Genomic DNA, 14,330 nt, shown 5'->3' on the forward strand with positions numbered 1-14,330 from the left:
CGCGGGGGACCGCAACAGCAAAGGGTGAAACCTTATGAAAATCGTGATGGCAATCATCAAGCCGTTCAAGCTGGACGAGGTGCGCGAAGCGCTTACCGCCGTCGGCATCCAGGGCCTGACCGTCACCGAAGTCAAAGGCTACGGGCGTCAGAAGGGGCATACGGAAATCTATCGCGGGGCGGAATACGCGGTCAGCTTCCTGCCGAAGATCAAGATCGAGGTCGCGGTCAGCGCCGACATGGCCGACAAGGCCGTCGAGGCCATCACCGCAGCCGCCAAGACCGGCCAGATCGGCGACGGCAAAATCTTTGTTTTCGGCATCGACCAGGCGGTACGCATCCGCACCGGCGAAACAGACAGCGACGCACTTTAAGCGGCGGACACGTATTCCAATGGAGAGTTCAATGAACATGCCTTCCACCTTGAAGAAGACGGGACGCGCCGCCCTTTTGGGCTCGCTCGCTCTCGCAGCATTGGGCACGGTCGCCGCCTTCGCGCAGGAAGCCGCCCCCGCCGCCGCGGCGGCCACGCCGGCCGCCGCCCCGACCCCGGTGCTCGACACCGGCAACACCGCCTGGATGCTGACCTCGACGGCGCTGGTGCTGATGATGACCATTCCGGGCCTGGCGCTGTTCTACGGCGGCATGGTGCGCAAGAAGAACGTGCTCGCCACGATCATGCAAAGCTTCGCCGTCACCTGCCTGGTGACGGTGCTTTGGTTCATGTTCGGCTACTCGCTGGCCTTCTCCGACGGTGGCGGCATGAATGCCTATCTCGGCGGTTTCTCGAAGTTCTTCCATCACGGCATCACCACCGCGACGCTGTGGGCGCCGGGTGTGGCCAACATCCCCGAATTCGTCTTCTCGATGTTTCAGATGACGTTCGCCATCATCACGCCGGCGCTGATCGCCGGCGCCTTCGCCGAGCGCATGAAGTTCTCGGCGTTGCTGATCTTCATGGCGCTGTGGCTGGTGTTCGTCTACGCGCCGATCGCGCATTGGGTGTGGGGCGGCGGCTTCCTTGGCACGGCGGGCGTGCTCGACTTTGCCGGCGGCACGGTGGTCCACATCAACGCCGGTGTCGCGGGCCTGGTCTGCGCACTGGTGCTCGGCAAGCGTGAAGGCTACGGCACCACCAACATGGCGCCGCACAATCTGGTCTATTCGGTGATCGGCGCTTCACTGCTGTGGGTGGGCTGGTTCGGCTTCAACGCCGGCTCGGAACTGGCGGCGGACGGGCTTGCCGGTGCGGCCATGATGAACACGCAGGTCGCGACCGCGGCGGCGGCGCTTGCCTGGATGTTCGCCGAATGGATCATCGCCAAGAAGCCATCGGTGCTCGGCATCGTCTCGGGTGCCGTCGCCGGCCTCGTCGCGGTGACGCCCGCTTCCGGCTTCGTCAACCCGACGGGCGCCTTCATCGTCGGCATCGTCGCAGGCGTCGTCTGCTACATCTCGGCGGTCAAGGTGAAGCATATGTTCGGCTATGACGACTCGCTCGACGCCTTCGGCGTGCATGGCGTTGGCGGTATCGTGGGTGCGCTGCTCACCGGCGCGCTCGCCGATCCGGCCATCAACGCGCTCGGCAAGGGCGCGTCGGTCGCCACCCAACTCTATGGCATCGTCTTCACCATTCTGTGGACGGCGGTCGTCACCTTCGTGATCCTCTACATCGTCAAGGCGCTCGTCGGCCTGCGTCCATCGAGCCAGGAAGAAGTCGAAGGCCTCGACGTCACCCAGCACGGCGAAGTGGTGCCGTAAGGCCACCCTCGCCAAAGGGCCGGCGGATCCTCCTCCCGCCGGCCCATATCTCCGCGCATTTCCGGGCGATGAAGCGCTGCATGCGTTTCCCGGAATTGCTTGAAAAGAATCCCGTCGTGACGCTCCCGCAAGGAGCTCACGCCTTGAGGCCCGGATCGCATCCGGGCCTCCTTTTTGAGAAATTCGTTCCGGCCGCGCCTGGATTCGCGCAATCACGTTGGCGTGAGAAAGATTTTTGAAAGAAACATCCACTGCTTTGGCCCGAACTGTGGAGGCGATCGTCGTCCTGGCGTTCGTCTGTACAACGCAGGGAAGGAATTTTTCATGAACCTCAAGAATATCTGCCTCGGGGCACTGGCGCTTTCCATGATCAGCGGCGTGGCTTTGGCTGGCGGCGCTCTCGACAGCCCAGTCGACATGTCGCCTTTCTTTACCGATTCCAGCATGAAAACCATGAAGCCCATGGAAGAATTCAAGGCGGCCTTCATGGCCATGCCGAAGGAAAAGCAGGACGCCATGATGAAGGAGTGCAACGACGCGGCGATGAGCAAGCCGCATGCCGAGTTCTGCGCCAATGTGCGCGCCCTTGGCGGCGCCAGCAAGTAACGCGCTGCCTGATCCACCCGATCGGATGGCGGGCCAGGGCGCCCGCCATTTTCTGGGTGCTGGGCCCAGAAGTTCTCTGTAGCAGAGGGGTAACCATCGGCGGCCTTATAGTTAATGCGCCCTTAACCTTCCCACGCATAGTCTGGTCCTCGAATCTGCCGGAGTGCGTCATGCGCTCGGGCCAGGCAATCACTGACGGGGAAGAGCATGCGTTCAGGGGCTTCAGCACCGCTCGCGCTGACCGATACGGGGCACGGCATCCACGCTTTCGCGCGGCGCCAGGTCGGCCGGCTTGTCGGCGCCGGCCTGTTCCTGGCTGTGGCCTTCGGGGTCGCCAGCCTCGCCACCTGGAATGTTGCCGATCCAAGCTTCTCGCACGCCACGAACAACACCGTCACCAACGCCATGGGCTATGCCGGCGCGGTGTTCTCCGACCTTGCCATGCAGTTCTTTGGCCTCGCCGCGGTTGCGGCGCTGGTCCCGGCGGTGATCTGGGGATACCTCTTGTTTTCGGCGCGCGGTGTCGACAGGCTGCCCAAGCGCGGGCTGTTCTGGTTCGGTTTCGCGCTGCTCGCCGCCGCGATCGCCGGCTGCATCGTTCCACCCAAGACCTGGCCGCTGCCCACCGGCCTCGGCGGCGTGTTCGGCGACATGGTGCTCAAGATCCCCGGCGTTCTTATCGGCGGTTATCCGACCGGGCTGATCGCCAGCGTGCTCGCCGTGTTGCTGGCAGCGCCGGCGCTCTGGCTGTTCGCCTATGGCTCGGCGCTGATCGGGCGCAAGAACGGCTTTGCCGTCATGGAGGAGCCGGCGGCCGCCGATCCGCGCGAGGATGAGCTTCTGTTCGACAATGACGAGGATGAAGGCGACGAGGGCATACTGGCGCTCGGCGCCATCACCCATTGGTGGCTTTCATTCCGCGCGTGGATGCACCGGCGCGCGATGCGCCGGAGGCAGGAGCGGGACGAATACGAGCCTGAGATGCAGCCGCGCGCCAGCGCCTGGCGCCGCGCCGCCGAACGGGTCGAATCGGCCGAGTTCGCCGAGCAGCGGATGAGCCAGGATGGCCGCGCCCGCGTCGAGCCCGAATTCTTCGCCGCCATGGTCAACGACCGCAGCGTTTCCGTCGATCCGGACGATGATGACGTCTTCGGCCGCGGCGAAGACATGGATTTCGACGACGAGCCTGTCGCCCGGCGCGGTGCGGCCCCCACGGCCAAGGTGCAGCAGTTCCGTTCCGATGCCGCCACCCGCGTCGAGGCGCCGGCGCCACGCCCGGCGCCCGGCGCCCGCGTCCAGCGTGAGGCGCAGACCTCGCTGATCGGCTCGGACAGGTTCGAGATGCCGTCGCTGCATTTCCTGTCGGAACCGAAGAACGTGGCGCGCGACCCGAGCCTGTCCAAGGATGCGCTGGAACAGAATGCGCGGCTGCTCGAAGGCGTGCTGGAGGATTTCGGCGTCAAGGGCGAGATCATTGCCGTTCGCCCGGGCCCGGTCGTCACCCTCTACGAGCTCGAACCCGCGCCCGGCATCAAATCGTCGCGCGTCATCGGCCTCTCCGACGACATCGCCCGCTCGATGAGCGCGATCGCCTGCCGCGTCGCTGTCGTGCCCGGCCGCAACGCCATCGGCATCGAACTGCCGAACGCCAAGCGCGAGACGGTCTACTTGCGCGAGATCATGGCCAGCCGCGATTTCGAGACGACCAAGGCCAAGCTGGCTCTGGCGCTGGGCAAGACCATCAATGGCGAGGCGGTCATCGTCGATATCGCCAAGATGCCGCATGTGCTGGTCGCCGGCACCACCGGCTCGGGCAAGTCGGTTGCCATCAACACCATGATCCTGTCGCTGCTCTACCGGCTCACCCCGCAGGAATGCCGGCTGATCATGATCGATCCGAAGATGCTCGAACTCTCCGTCTATGACGGCATCCCGCATCTTCTGACGCCCGTCGTCACCGATCCCAAGAAGGCGGTGGTGGCGCTGAAATGGACCGTGCGGGAGATGGAGGACCGCTACCGCAAGATGTCCAAGGTCGGCGTGCGCAACATCGACGGTTTTAACGCACGCGTCAGCCAAGCCGAGAAGAAGGGCGAGAAGATTTCACGCACGGTGCAGACCGGCTTCGACCGCCAGACCGGCGAGGCGATCTACGAGACGGAGGATCTCGATCTCGAGCCGATGCCCTATATCGTCGTCATCATCGACGAAATGGCCGACCTGATGATGGTCGCCGGCAAGGACATCGAGGGCGCGGTGCAGCGCCTGGCGCAGATGGCGCGTGCCGCCGGCATCCACGTCATCATGGCCACGCAACGCCCCTCGGTCGACGTCATCACCGGCACCATCAAGGCCAATTTCCCGACCCGCATCTCCTTCCAGGTGACGTCGAAGATCGACAGCCGCACCATTCTTGGCGAGCAGGGCGCCGAGCAGCTGCTCGGCATGGGCGACATGCTCTACATGGCCGGCGGCGGCCGCATCCAGCGCGTGCACGGACCCTTCGTCTCCGACGACGAGGTCGAGAAGATCGTCGGGCACCTGAAGCTGCAGGGCGTGCCGGAATATCTCGACGCCATCACGGAGGACGACGGCGAAGATGACGACGAGTCGTCCGGCAAGGGCGGTTCCGGCGGCGGGGGCGGCGGCAATTTCGAGGATTCCGACGATCCCTACGATCAGGCTGTCGCGGTGGTGTTGCGCGACGGCAAGGCGTCCACCAGCTACATCCAGCGCCGGCTCGGCATCGGCTACAACCGCGCCGCCTCGATCATCGAGAAGATGGAGAAGGAAGGCATTGTCGGCCCGGCCAACCACGCGGGAAAACGCGAAATCCTGGTACCGACCGAAGAGGATAAGTTCTGACGTAGGGGCCACGGCAACTTTGAACCCTCTGGCGCGTTCAAGCGACTGGGCAGCGTTCGTCCCGCCAAACTTCAGCCCAACTGGGGGTCCAGGACAGCGATCAAATCAGCCAATCAGATGAGAGTGACCGATATGAAAAATGATCTTTCAGCGCTCAGCGACCTTGCCACGACCCGACGCCGGCTGCTTGGCCTTGGACTGGTGTTCGCGGGTGCCGCAGCCCTCAATGTGGTGCCTGGATTCGAGTTGCTGGCGTCCGCACAGGCCGCAGTACCGCCGGCCGCGCAGAAAATCGCCGACCATTTTTCCGCGGTCAAATCGATGAGCGGCGAATTCGTCCAGTTCGGCCCAAAGGGCGAGCAGACCGGCGGCAAGTTCTTCCTGGAACGGCCGGGCAAGATCCGCTTCAACTATGATGGGTCGTCCAATTTCCGGGTGATCTCCGACGGCAAGTCGGTGGTCATCCTCAACAAGAAGCTGAACACGTCAGACCTTTATCCGCTATCGAAGACGCCGCTGAAGCTGCTGCTCGATGACCGGATCGACCTGTCGGGCGACCGTGTCAAGAGCGTCAAGGAAGAGGACGACCTGACCACCATCCAGCTCGCCGACAAGTCGGTGTTCGGCAATGCGCGGATCACCATGATGTTCGACCCGAAAACCTATGACCTGCGCCAGTGGACGATTACCGATGCGCAAGGCAAGGACACGACGGTGATGATCTTCAACACCAAGGAAGGGGTCAGTTTCGCCCCCGACACCTTCGCCATCGACTATACGGCGAACCGCGAACTGAATACGAAGACCAGGTAATCCGCAATCTCTGCGGAAAGCTTTTGAACGCCGGCGCCGCCCTCATCTGGCTGCCACCATCTCTCCCGTAAACGGGGAGAATGGCACTGTTGCCGACGGTTTCGCTAAATTGCCAGCGTTGACAGAAAGATGCCGAGGTCGCGGCCAGCCTCTTTCTCGCCGTTCACGGGAAGAAATGCCCGGCAGCAATGAGGGGCCGCGCTGGCCTCTGACATTATTGCAGTACTTGTCTTTGTGACGCGCGGCTGGCAGTAGTTCGATCTTTATCGGACCCGCCGCATGCCCTTTTCCATCGCCACCTGGAACATCAACTCTGTTCGCCTGCGCATGCCGATCGTCGAGCGCCTGCTCGATGAATACGCGCCCGATGTGCTCTGCCTGCAGGAGACGAAAGTTCCCGATGAACTGTTTCCCGAAAAGTCCTTTCGCAGGCTCGGCTACCAGCACATCGCCTTCCATGGCCAGAAGGGCTATCATGGTGTTGCGACGGTGGCGCGGCGGCCGATCGAGGTGGTCGAGAAGCGCCGCTTCTGCGAGATCGAGGACAGCCGGCATCTGTCGGTGACGGTGCGGGCCGGCGGCAAAGCGATCCTGCTGCACAATTTCTACGTTCCGGCGGGCGGCGACGAACCAGACCCGGAGATCAACAAGAAGTTCAGGCACAAGCTCGATTTCGTCGCCGAGATGAACGCCATCCGCGCCGAGCACAATGAGGTGTCGGGCTCGATCCTGGTCGGCGATCTCAACATCGCGCCGCTCGAACACGATGTCTGGTCGCACAAGCAACTGCTCAACGTGGTCAGCCACACGCCGGTCGAGACCGAAAGCTTCGAAGCGATGCGGCTGGCCGGCAACTGGGTCGACCTCATGCGGCTCAATGTGCCGCTCGAACAGAAGCTCTACACCTGGTGGAGTTATCGCGCGCAGGACTGGGAGCTTTCCAATCGCGGCCGGAGGCTCGACCATGTCTGGTCGTCGCCAAACCTGGTCTCCGATTTCACCGGCTACGAGATCCTGCGCGCGGCGCGCGGCTGGGATCGGCCGTCGGACCATGTGCCGGTGATCGCGCGCTTCGATCTGGATTGACCTGCCGAAGACAGCGATCCTCCACGCCCCCCTGCGCTCTGGCTTAATAGGATTTTATATTTGCCACGCCTTCACTCGCCGGTAAATCGCGGCGCCAGTTGCTCGATGCGGCGGATCATGGCCTGAAAATCCTCCAGGATGCGCTGGTGAAGCTTCACCGCCACTTCCGGATATTCCTCCAGGATGCGGCGGAACATCTTGCGGCTGAGCCGGATCACTTCCGAGTCGATTTCGGCCGACGCGCTGGTCAGCCGGTTGGTGTCGGCGATCAATGCCAGTTCGCTGAGCATCGTGCCGGGGCCGACTGTGCCTAGCGGGATGCGCTCGCCACCATTCTGCTCGCGATAGAGCACGATACGCCCGCTGACGACGACGTAGGCCGAGTCGGCCACGTCTTCCTCGCGATAGAGCTTGTGGTCGGCCTGCAAGAAAGTGGTTTCGGCGCCGAAGGCGAGCAGGCGCAACTGTTCCTGCGTGAAGCCTTCGAAAAGCCTCACGGCGGACAGGATGCGGATGTCGTCATCCAGCGCCATCTAGCTGTGTCCCCGAACGGTCAGTCCAGTCCTCCTTTGCGGTACGATCCAGAATCCCCCTCCAACCGGATCGTATCCGAAAGCGGCCCCGCCCAGACCGCCTATTGGATAGTAAAATGTTTAAGGAACCAGCTTGTAGCCGCCGCTTTCTGTCACAAGAATTTCGGCATTGGAAGGATCGCGCTCGATCTTCTGGCGCAAGCGGTAGACATGGGTTTCCAGCGTGTGCGTGGTGACGCCGGAATTGTATCCCCACACTTCCTCCAGCAGCACGTCGCGCGTCACCACCTTCTGGTCGGCGCGGTAAAGATATTTGATGATCGAGGCCTCCTTTTCCGTCAGCCGCACCTTGCCGCCGCGCGGGTCGATGAGCAGTTTCTGGCTGGGCTTGAAGGTGTAGGGGCCGACCGAGAAGGTGGCATCCTCGCTCTGCTCATGCTGGCGCAGCTGCGCACGGATGCGCGCCAAAAGCACCGCGAAACGGAACGGCTTGGTCACATAGTCGTTGGCACCGGCCTCAAGACCGAGAATGGTGTCCGAATCGGTGTCATGGCCGGTCAGCATGATGATGGGCGCCTTGTAGCCGCCCTTGCGCAGGATCTTCACCGCCTCGCGGCCATCCATGTCGGGCAGGCCGACATCCATGATGAGCAGGTCGACGAGGCCACCGCGGGCCGCGGTGACGCCTTTTGCCGCAGTCGATTCCTGCAGCACGTCGAATTCCTCGTAGAGGGACAATTGCTCGACCAGTGTGCCGCGCAGGTCGTCATCGTCGTCGACGATCAGGATGGTGCGTGAAGTCATGGATCAATCCGTTGTTTTGAAAAGAAAATTCAGTTGACCGCTGCCTGTTTATGCGGAAGCTGACCGGCACAACAGCCGATCACAGTGATTTGTTCCGTGGCACGATCATACAAGAAAAAACGCGCGCGCAATGCAGCCGGCGCAATTTTGCCGAAAGGGCTGCGTGTGCTGACCGTGCGGCCAAGGCCCGGTCACCCAACTCAGGGCCTGCTGCAGGCCGGAAAAACGGTGTTTGCGTGCGCATTGGGGCGCGGCGGCATCTCGGCCGACAAGCGCGAAGGCGATGGCGCCACGCCGCTTGGCTCGATGCGCATCCTGGCGGGCTATTTCCGGGGAGATCAGTTTGCCGCCGGCCGCAGAACCCGCCTGGCGATGGCGCCGATCGGCCCCGATCTCGGCTGGTGCGAGGTATCGGACGACCGCAACTACAACCGTCCGGTCAGGATCCCCTATGGCGCCAGCCACGAACGCATGCGGCGTGACGACCGGCTCTATGACGCCTGCCTTGTGCTCGACTGGAACATCGCGCCGCGCCGCAGGGGACGCGGCAGCGCCATCTTCTTCCACCTGGCACGCCCCGGTTTCACGCCGACGGAAGGCTGCGTCGCCGTCACCGCGCGCACGATGGCGCGCCTGCTGCCGCTGCTGTCGGATCGTACGGTGATGCGGGTGGTGAGGTAGGCAGTAGGCAGTAGGCAGTAGGGGACTGTCTTTCTGATGCCCACGCCCTACTGCCTATTCCCTTATCTTCTTGGCTGCTGCCAGCCGATGTCGAGAAGGCCTAGCCGGCCGATCTCGCGGTCCATGGCCCGGACGATGTCCTTGCGGGCAGCGCCGATGTCGCGCAACTGGCGGTCGGACAGGTTCTCGACATTCTGGTGCGGAAGGCTGACCGCGACCCTTGCCTGACGCAGCCAGTCACGGACCGACGATAGCCAGCCCGGCCGGGGGGCATAGGCAGGATGGAGAGCGATGTGAGACATGATATGATCCGTTCTTTCCGGGCTTCAAATCTGGCTTGACAGTGTTCCGATGTTCACATCATGCCCGATTGAAATCCTAGGAGGAAACGAGTAGTTTTTTCCCGATTATCAAGTTTTCTTTGAGGATGGCGGGGGTGTTATGGGCCGCTTCGCGGAGGTCACGCGCTGATGGCGGTCCTGCTGCCGGGGACGCGGGCGCTGAGGACGCTGGAGGCGGCGGCCCGCCACCTCAATTTCACACGCGCCGCCGACGAGCTCGGCCTGACGCCGGCCGCCGTCAGCCATCAGATCAAGGAAATCGAGGATCAGCTTGGCATCGTGCTTTTCACGCGCACCAGCCGCACCATCCGGCTGACGGAGGCGGGCACGATGCTGTTCGAAGCCGCGACCGATGCGCTCGACCTGCTCGGCAGGGCCGCCATGCGGGCGCGCAAGATGGCGCGTGGAACGGAATTCCTGAAGGTGACGCTGGACGCGCAGTTCGCGGCGAAATGGCTGATGCGGCGCGTCGAGGATTTCCGCAAGCAGAGGCCGGGCATCGAGCTCAGGTTCGACATCGCCTACGGGCTGCGCGATTTCGATCTCGACGATGTCGACGTCGGCATCCGCTTCGGGGCCGGCAAATATCCGGGGCTTTGCGCGCACCGCCTGTTCGACAACATCATCATTCCGGTATGCAGTCCGGGCCTTTTGGCGTCAGGGCCGCCCTTGCGCGAGCCGCGCGATCTCTTCCAGCACACGCTTGCCCATATCGAATGGGCACGGCAGGGCGTGACATGGCCGAACTGGCGCATGTGGATGGCGGCGGCCGGCATCAACGACTTCGATGACAGCCGCACCGTGGTCTTCGGCACCTCCACGGACGCCGTCCAGGCGGCGCTCGACGGCAATGCCGTCGCGCTCGCCGATTTCGCCATGGTGGCAAACGACCTCTCCGAAGGCCGGTTGGTGCGGCCTTTCGAGCTGAGCATCAAGGTTGCCCCCGAATACGCCTATTTCCTGGTCTATCCCAAGGCGACGGCCGACGATCCGCGCATCGTCGCCTTCCGCGAGTGGATCCTCGAGGAAGTGGCCAGGACGCGCGCCACGGACAAAGCCTATTAGGCCGGCCGCGCCAGCGTTTCGCTCAGGACCGGGCGTTGTGGCCGAAGATCATGCGGGTGTATTTTTTCCAGTTCCACTGCAACTTCTTGTACAGAAGCGGGTGCGGCTTGCCGGCAACGGAGGTGTGGAAGGTGCCGTTTTCGCTGCCCTGTTCGGCGATCGGCCGTTCAAACCACAACATCTCCACTGCCAGTTCTTCGTCCATCCGTTCGATCTGGTGGTCGATACCCGTGGAGATCTTGTTGCGGGCGATCCAGGCGCAACGGGCTTCGGCGACCGGGCGGGTGATGAGGTAGGAATCGGCGCATCTGGCATGCAGTGCGGGATAGAGTCTTTGACCCCTGCGCAATTTCCAGCTCGGCGTGTAATAGTTGCTGCCATTGCCGAGGTAGATGACGGCCTTGCGCGCGGGGTCGCCGAGCTCGGCGAGCCCCTGCCGGAATTTGGCGACGAAGCCACGGGCAAGGAAGACGTCATCCTCGAACACCAGGCAATAGGGCAGGTCGGTCTCGAGGAAATCGCGCCAGATGCCGACATGCTTCAGCGCCAGCGAGACGGCGGCCGGGTGGGTAAAGGTTGGAGCGATCAACTCGTCGCGAATCTCAGGGGTGATGTCTGGCCGGTCCCAGTCGGTGTAGAAATAGACGGGCACGCCGCGCCGCTCGAACTCACGGACAATGTGCCGGCGCCGATCATCATAGCCCTGCTTGACGTGGCAGATCCGGGTGAACACCAGGTCGCGTGGAAATCCGGATTCGTCTGCCATCGTCAATACACCGTCTCAGCTTGCCGTGGCGCCGAACCAGCCGACCACAGCGCCGACGATCAACAGCACGCCGAGCCAGTGACCGCCATCGATGAGGGTCAGGTCCCAGCCGAAATTCTCGTAGCGATGGTTGACCGAAAGCGTCGTGGCGACAAAACCCAGCCAAAGCACGAAACCGAAGACAAGGCCGGCCAGCAGTGTCGGCTCGCCCCCGGTCATCGCTCCGACAACCAGCGCCATGATGTAGGCCATGACCAGTTCGGCGATGAAGCTGATGACGAAGGGCAGCGGCGATCTCTTCATCGTCGCCGGGTCGAGTTTGGCGGCCTTCAGCCAGGGCTTGCTCAAAGCCATGTACCAGGCTGCGCCGAACAGCCATGCGACGATGGCGGCGGCAATCACCGCCAGCCAGTTCACTGCGGAAAAATCCATAACTTGCCCCCTCCGATTCGGATTTATGGAAGCGCCTGTTCGGCGACGGCGTCAAGCAAGTCGCCAGACCGTCGTGCGCTTGATCTCCGCGTCCTCGAGCGCCCGCGTCACCGGAACCTCGTAGACACCGAGCGGCTCCAGTCCCGATGGTGGCAGATAGGACCGCCCGGGATCGCCGACCAGAATCTGGGCGCCACGCTGTTTGAGCGCCGAAAACCAAGGCATCAGCCGGTCGGCGAAAGGCTTGTCGTAGAAGACGTCGCCGGCCAGCACGACGTCCCAACCCATATCGGCGCCGATGCAGTCGGTGCCGAGGAATTCGATTTCGACGCCATTGGCCTGTGCATTGAGGCGGACCGCGGTCCCGCTGAACGGATCGATGTCGGCGGCGGTTACCCCGGCCGCGCCCGCCTTGGCGGCGGCGATGGCGACGAGGCCTGATCCCGAGGCGAAGTCGAGCACGCGTTTGCCCCGCACGGTGGCCGGATTGTCGATGACATAGCGGGCGAGGCCCTGGCCGCCGGCCCAGGCAAAGGCCCAGAAGGGTGGCGGCAGGCCGATCTCGACCAGCTCGTCCTCGGTTCGCTGCCACAGTCCGTGTGCTTCATCGGCAAGATAAAGCTGGATCTCGGGTACGTGCGGCGGCGCCATCAGCGCGGTGTTGTCGAGGATGAATTGCCTGGCGCTGTCCGGGGTAAGCGCCGTCACGGAGCAGGTGCCAGCCCACCCATGCGGCAGACTTCCTTCCATTCGGCCGTGGTCACCGGCTGCACGGAGCCGTCCAAGCCGCACCAGTGCCATGTCGGCAAGCTTCGGATTGGCCTTGATCTCCGCCAGCGTCGGCGGGGTCGGCACGTCCTTGAAGGCGCGGATGTCGACGCACTCCCAGCGCGGGTCGTCCGATGTGGTGTCGGGGTGGGCCAGCGCGCAGACCTCGGCGATGCCGACGACGTTGAGCCCTTCATTGGAGTGGTAGAAGAAGCCGAGATCGCCGATCTGCATGGCCTTCATGTTGTTGCGGGCGGCGTAGTTGCGCACGCCGTCCCATTGTGTGCCGGCCTTGCCCTTGGCCTTCAGTGCCTCGAAGGAGAAAACCGAGGGCTCGGACTTGAACAGCCAGTAGTTCATCTCAGGGGTTCCTTACCGTTGTCGCAGTATATCACTATGGCGTCGGTGCTGCCCCGCACCCTGCCCGATGAGGGTTGCGCGACCGAACGGTCATTCGCTCGCAGGCTTCATGAAGACCCAGTTCCACGCGCGGATCTCGACGCTTTCGAACAGGCCGGCCTTGGCATAGGGGTCGGCTGCCGCGAGGGCTTGCGCGCCGGCCATATCAGGCGCTTCGATCATCACCAAGCTGCCGTCCGGCTTGCCGTCGAAGTCGAGGAAGGGGCCCGCAAAGGCGAGCCTCCCTTCGCTGATCAGGCCTTCCAGAAACGCCGCGTGCGCCGGCCTTGTATCGACGCGCAGCTGCAGGCTGCCGGGCTTGTCCTTGCAAATCAACGCAAACAGCATGGTTTCTAACTCCGGATGGTTCAGTCGTTGGTTTCGGTTTTCAGCGGCCGTGTCATCAGCGCCGTCACGGCCTGGTCTATGGTCACCTTGCCGTCCAGTATTGCGGCGACGGCGGAAATGATCGGCGCGTCGATGCCACGCTCGGCGGCGATGCGGGCGGCGATCGCCGCCGTCGGCACGCCCTCGGCCAACGGCAATCCGGAAAGCGCCTTGCCTTGCCCAAGCGCCAGCCCATAGGCGAAATTGCGCGATTGCGCCGACGAGCAGGTGAGCAGCAGGTCGCCAAGGCCGGAAAGCCCCATCAAGGTCTCGGGCCTGGCGCCGAAGGCGGCACCGATGCGGCGCAGTTCGACGAAGCCGCGCGTCACCATGGCGGCCTGGGCGCTGGCGCCGAGTCCGGCCCCGGTCACCGCGCCGGCGGCAATGGCGAAGACATTCTTCAAGGCGCCGCCGATCTCGACGCCGATCAGGTCGCTGCTCGAATAGCAGCGCAGGTTCTCGGCGGAAAAGCGGGCGGCAAGGTCGGCGGCCAGCATCTCGTCACGGGCGGCCACAACCACCGCTGTCGGCAGGCCACGCGCGACATCGGTTGCGAAGCTCGGGCCGGACAGGGCCGCGACGGGATTTTTCGGCAGGATTTCTTCGACAATTGCCGACAGCAGGGCGCCAGTGTCACGCTCGATGCCCTTGGCGCAGAGCACAAGCGGGATGCCGGCCGGCATATGATCTCTCGCCGCCGCCAGCGTTGCCCGCAACGATTGCGCCGGGGTCACCGCCAGCACGCAATCGGCGCCGGCGAGCGCTGCCTCGATATCGCTCGTCGCCTCGATGCCGGGCGCGATGGCTATGCCGGGCAGATAGCGCGGGTTCTCGCCACGGCCGATCGCCGCCACGGTTTGCTGGTCGCGCGCGTACAAGCGCACCGAATGGCCGGCGCGCAGCATGGCCAGCGCCAGCGCCGTACCCCAGGCACCGCCGCCAAGCACGGTGACACGCCATCCGCTTTTGCCGGGATTACTTGTCGCTTGACTATCTATCGCTTGGCCGCTCATTGCCTCACCAG

General features: G+C 63.6%; 16 protein-coding genes and 1 pseudogene. 8 read left to right on the plus strand and 9 right to left on the minus strand.

Translation table 11 applies throughout. The features are described from left to right. Window positions 1-34: 34 nt before the first annotated feature. The 6 genes from FJ930_RS17525 to FJ930_RS17550 all read left to right on the plus strand — a co-directional run bounded on the left by FJ930_RS17525 (window position 35) and on the right by FJ930_RS17550 (window position 7,130). Window positions 35-373: a P-II family nitrogen regulator gene (locus FJ930_RS17525; RefSeq protein WP_140612463.1), complete on the plus strand. Its 339-nt coding sequence runs from the start codon at window positions 35-37 to the stop codon at window positions 371-373. 31 nt (window positions 374-404) lie between these two features. After that, window positions 405-1,760 carry an ammonium transporter gene (locus FJ930_RS17530; RefSeq protein ID WP_141839404.1) on the plus strand — a complete coding sequence of 452 codons (1,356 nt, stop codon included), beginning with the start codon at window positions 405-407 and terminating at the stop codon, window positions 1,758-1,760. Window positions 1,761-2,084: 324 nt separating this feature from the next. Then, complete coding sequence (locus FJ930_RS17535; RefSeq protein WP_140612469.1) at window positions 2,085-2,366, plus strand: hypothetical protein; 282 nt, start codon at window positions 2,085-2,087, stop codon at window positions 2,364-2,366. A 207-nt stretch (window positions 2,367-2,573) separates the two neighbouring features. Beyond that, window positions 2,574-5,231: a DNA translocase FtsK gene (locus FJ930_RS17540; protein ID WP_141839406.1), complete on the plus strand. Its 2,658-nt coding sequence runs from the start codon at window positions 2,574-2,576 to the stop codon at window positions 5,229-5,231. Window positions 5,232-5,363: 132 nt separating this feature from the next. Next, a complete protein-coding gene (locus tag FJ930_RS17545; protein ID WP_140740791.1) occupies window positions 5,364-6,044 on the plus strand; it encodes an outer membrane lipoprotein carrier protein LolA in 681 nt (226 codons plus the stop codon). A gap of 279 nt (window positions 6,045-6,323) precedes the next feature. After that, window positions 6,324-7,130, plus strand: coding sequence for an exodeoxyribonuclease III (locus FJ930_RS17550; RefSeq protein ID WP_141839408.1), 807 nt, complete (start codon window positions 6,324-6,326; stop codon window positions 7,128-7,130). Window positions 7,131-7,201: 71 nt separating this feature from the next. Here the strand turns inward: FJ930_RS17550 and FJ930_RS17555 are convergent, their stop codons facing one another. Beyond that, window positions 7,202-7,663 (minus strand): cyclic nucleotide-binding domain-containing protein, encoded by a 462-nt coding sequence (locus FJ930_RS17555; RefSeq protein WP_141839410.1) that lies wholly within the window; start codon window positions 7,661-7,663, stop codon window positions 7,202-7,204. Between the two features lie 120 nt (window positions 7,664-7,783). Beyond that, window positions 7,784-8,467, minus strand: a complete 684-nt coding sequence (locus tag FJ930_RS17560) for a response regulator transcription factor (protein WP_140612477.1) — start codon at window positions 8,465-8,467, stop codon at window positions 7,784-7,786. Window positions 8,468-8,611: 144 nt separating this feature from the next. Here FJ930_RS17560 and FJ930_RS17565 point away from each other — a divergent pair, with 144 nt between their 5' ends. Next, window positions 8,612-9,148 carry a L,D-transpeptidase gene (locus FJ930_RS17565; protein WP_181763413.1) on the plus strand — a complete coding sequence of 179 codons (537 nt, stop codon included), beginning with the start codon at window positions 8,612-8,614 and terminating at the stop codon, window positions 9,146-9,148. 62 nt (window positions 9,149-9,210) lie between these two features. Here the strand turns inward: FJ930_RS17565 and FJ930_RS17570 are convergent, their stop codons facing one another. After that, entirely contained in the window at window positions 9,211-9,450 is a 240-nt protein-coding gene (locus tag FJ930_RS17570) for a hypothetical protein (RefSeq protein ID WP_141839413.1), read from the minus strand. 168 nt (window positions 9,451-9,618) lie between these two features. On the opposite strand from FJ930_RS17570, the gene gcvA reads away from it, so the two are divergent. Next, entirely contained in the window at window positions 9,619-10,554 is a 936-nt protein-coding gene (gcvA, locus tag FJ930_RS17575; RefSeq protein WP_141839415.1) for a transcriptional regulator GcvA, read from the plus strand. A 22-nt stretch (window positions 10,555-10,576) separates the two neighbouring features. On the opposite strand, the gene FJ930_RS17580 is transcribed toward gcvA, so the two are convergent. From FJ930_RS17580 to FJ930_RS17605, 6 genes and pseudogenes are all read right to left on the minus strand, one after another. Beyond that, window positions 10,577-11,320 carry a glycosyltransferase family 25 protein gene (locus FJ930_RS17580; RefSeq protein ID WP_141839417.1) on the minus strand — a complete coding sequence of 248 codons (744 nt, stop codon included), beginning with the start codon at window positions 11,318-11,320 and terminating at the stop codon, window positions 10,577-10,579. A gap of 15 nt (window positions 11,321-11,335) precedes the next feature. After that, window positions 11,336-11,752, minus strand: coding sequence for a DUF1761 domain-containing protein (locus FJ930_RS17585; RefSeq protein WP_141839419.1), 417 nt, complete (start codon window positions 11,750-11,752; stop codon window positions 11,336-11,338). Window positions 11,753-11,803: 51 nt separating this feature from the next. Then, window positions 11,804-12,502, minus strand: coding sequence for a methyltransferase (locus tag FJ930_RS17590; protein ID WP_181763405.1), 699 nt, complete (start codon window positions 12,500-12,502; stop codon window positions 11,804-11,806). Further along, window positions 12,457-12,880: pseudogene (locus tag FJ930_RS17595) on the minus strand (EVE domain-containing protein). The gene FJ930_RS17590 and the pseudogene FJ930_RS17595 overlap by 46 nt, the downstream one beginning before the upstream one ends. Before the next feature lie 90 nt (window positions 12,881-12,970). Next, on the minus strand, window positions 12,971-13,267 hold the full coding sequence (locus FJ930_RS17600; protein ID WP_140740041.1) for a YciI-like protein: 297 nt from the start codon (window positions 13,265-13,267) through the stop codon (window positions 12,971-12,973). Between the two features lie 20 nt (window positions 13,268-13,287). Then, window positions 13,288-14,319, minus strand: a complete 1,032-nt coding sequence (locus tag FJ930_RS17605; RefSeq protein WP_141839579.1) for an NAD(P)H-dependent glycerol-3-phosphate dehydrogenase — start codon at window positions 14,317-14,319, stop codon at window positions 13,288-13,290. Between the last annotated feature and the right edge of the window lie 11 nt (window positions 14,320-14,330).

Source organism: Mesorhizobium sp. B2-4-15 (genome assembly GCF_006658505.1).
Lineage (GTDB): Bacteria > Pseudomonadota > Alphaproteobacteria > Rhizobiales > Rhizobiaceae > Mesorhizobium.

What these genes read in the sequence shown, in the direction of transcription:
- FJ930_RS17560 (WP_140612477.1), bottom strand. Translation starts at nt 8,467, where the DNA reads ATGACTTCACGCACCATCCTGATCGTCGACGACGATGACGACCTGCGC.
- FJ930_RS17545 (WP_140740791.1), top strand. Translation starts at nt 5,364, where the DNA reads ATGAAAAATGATCTTTCAGCGCTCAGCGACCTTGCCACGACCCGACGC.
- FJ930_RS17570 (WP_141839413.1), bottom strand. Translation starts at nt 9,450, where the DNA reads ATGTCTCACATCGCTCTCCATCCTGCCTATGCCCCCCGGCCGGGCTGG.
- FJ930_RS17600 (WP_140740041.1), bottom strand. Translation starts at nt 13,267, where the DNA reads ATGCTGTTTGCGTTGATTTGCAAGGACAAGCCCGGCAGCCTGCAGCTG.
- FJ930_RS17590 (WP_181763405.1), bottom strand. Translation starts at nt 12,502, where the DNA reads ATGGAAGGAAGTCTGCCGCATGGGTGGGCTGGCACCTGCTCCGTGACG.
- FJ930_RS17525 (WP_140612463.1), top strand. Translation starts at nt 35, where the DNA reads ATGAAAATCGTGATGGCAATCATCAAGCCGTTCAAGCTGGACGAGGTG.
- FJ930_RS17605 (WP_141839579.1), bottom strand. Translation starts at nt 14,319, where the DNA reads ATGAGCGGCCAAGCGATAGATAGTCAAGCGACAAGTAATCCCGGCAAA.
- FJ930_RS17535 (WP_140612469.1), top strand. Translation starts at nt 2,085, where the DNA reads ATGAACCTCAAGAATATCTGCCTCGGGGCACTGGCGCTTTCCATGATC.
- FJ930_RS17550 (WP_141839408.1), top strand. Translation starts at nt 6,324, where the DNA reads ATGCCCTTTTCCATCGCCACCTGGAACATCAACTCTGTTCGCCTGCGC.
- FJ930_RS17585 (WP_141839419.1), bottom strand. Translation starts at nt 11,752, where the DNA reads ATGGATTTTTCCGCAGTGAACTGGCTGGCGGTGATTGCCGCCGCCATC.
- FJ930_RS17555 (WP_141839410.1), bottom strand. Translation starts at nt 7,663, where the DNA reads ATGGCGCTGGATGACGACATCCGCATCCTGTCCGCCGTGAGGCTTTTC.
- gcvA (WP_141839415.1), top strand. Translation starts at nt 9,619, where the DNA reads ATGGCGGTCCTGCTGCCGGGGACGCGGGCGCTGAGGACGCTGGAGGCG.
- FJ930_RS17530 (WP_141839404.1), top strand. Translation starts at nt 405, where the DNA reads ATGAACATGCCTTCCACCTTGAAGAAGACGGGACGCGCCGCCCTTTTG.
- FJ930_RS17540 (WP_141839406.1), top strand. Translation starts at nt 2,574, where the DNA reads ATGCGTTCAGGGGCTTCAGCACCGCTCGCGCTGACCGATACGGGGCAC.
- FJ930_RS17580 (WP_141839417.1), bottom strand. Translation starts at nt 11,320, where the DNA reads ATGGCAGACGAATCCGGATTTCCACGCGACCTGGTGTTCACCCGGATC.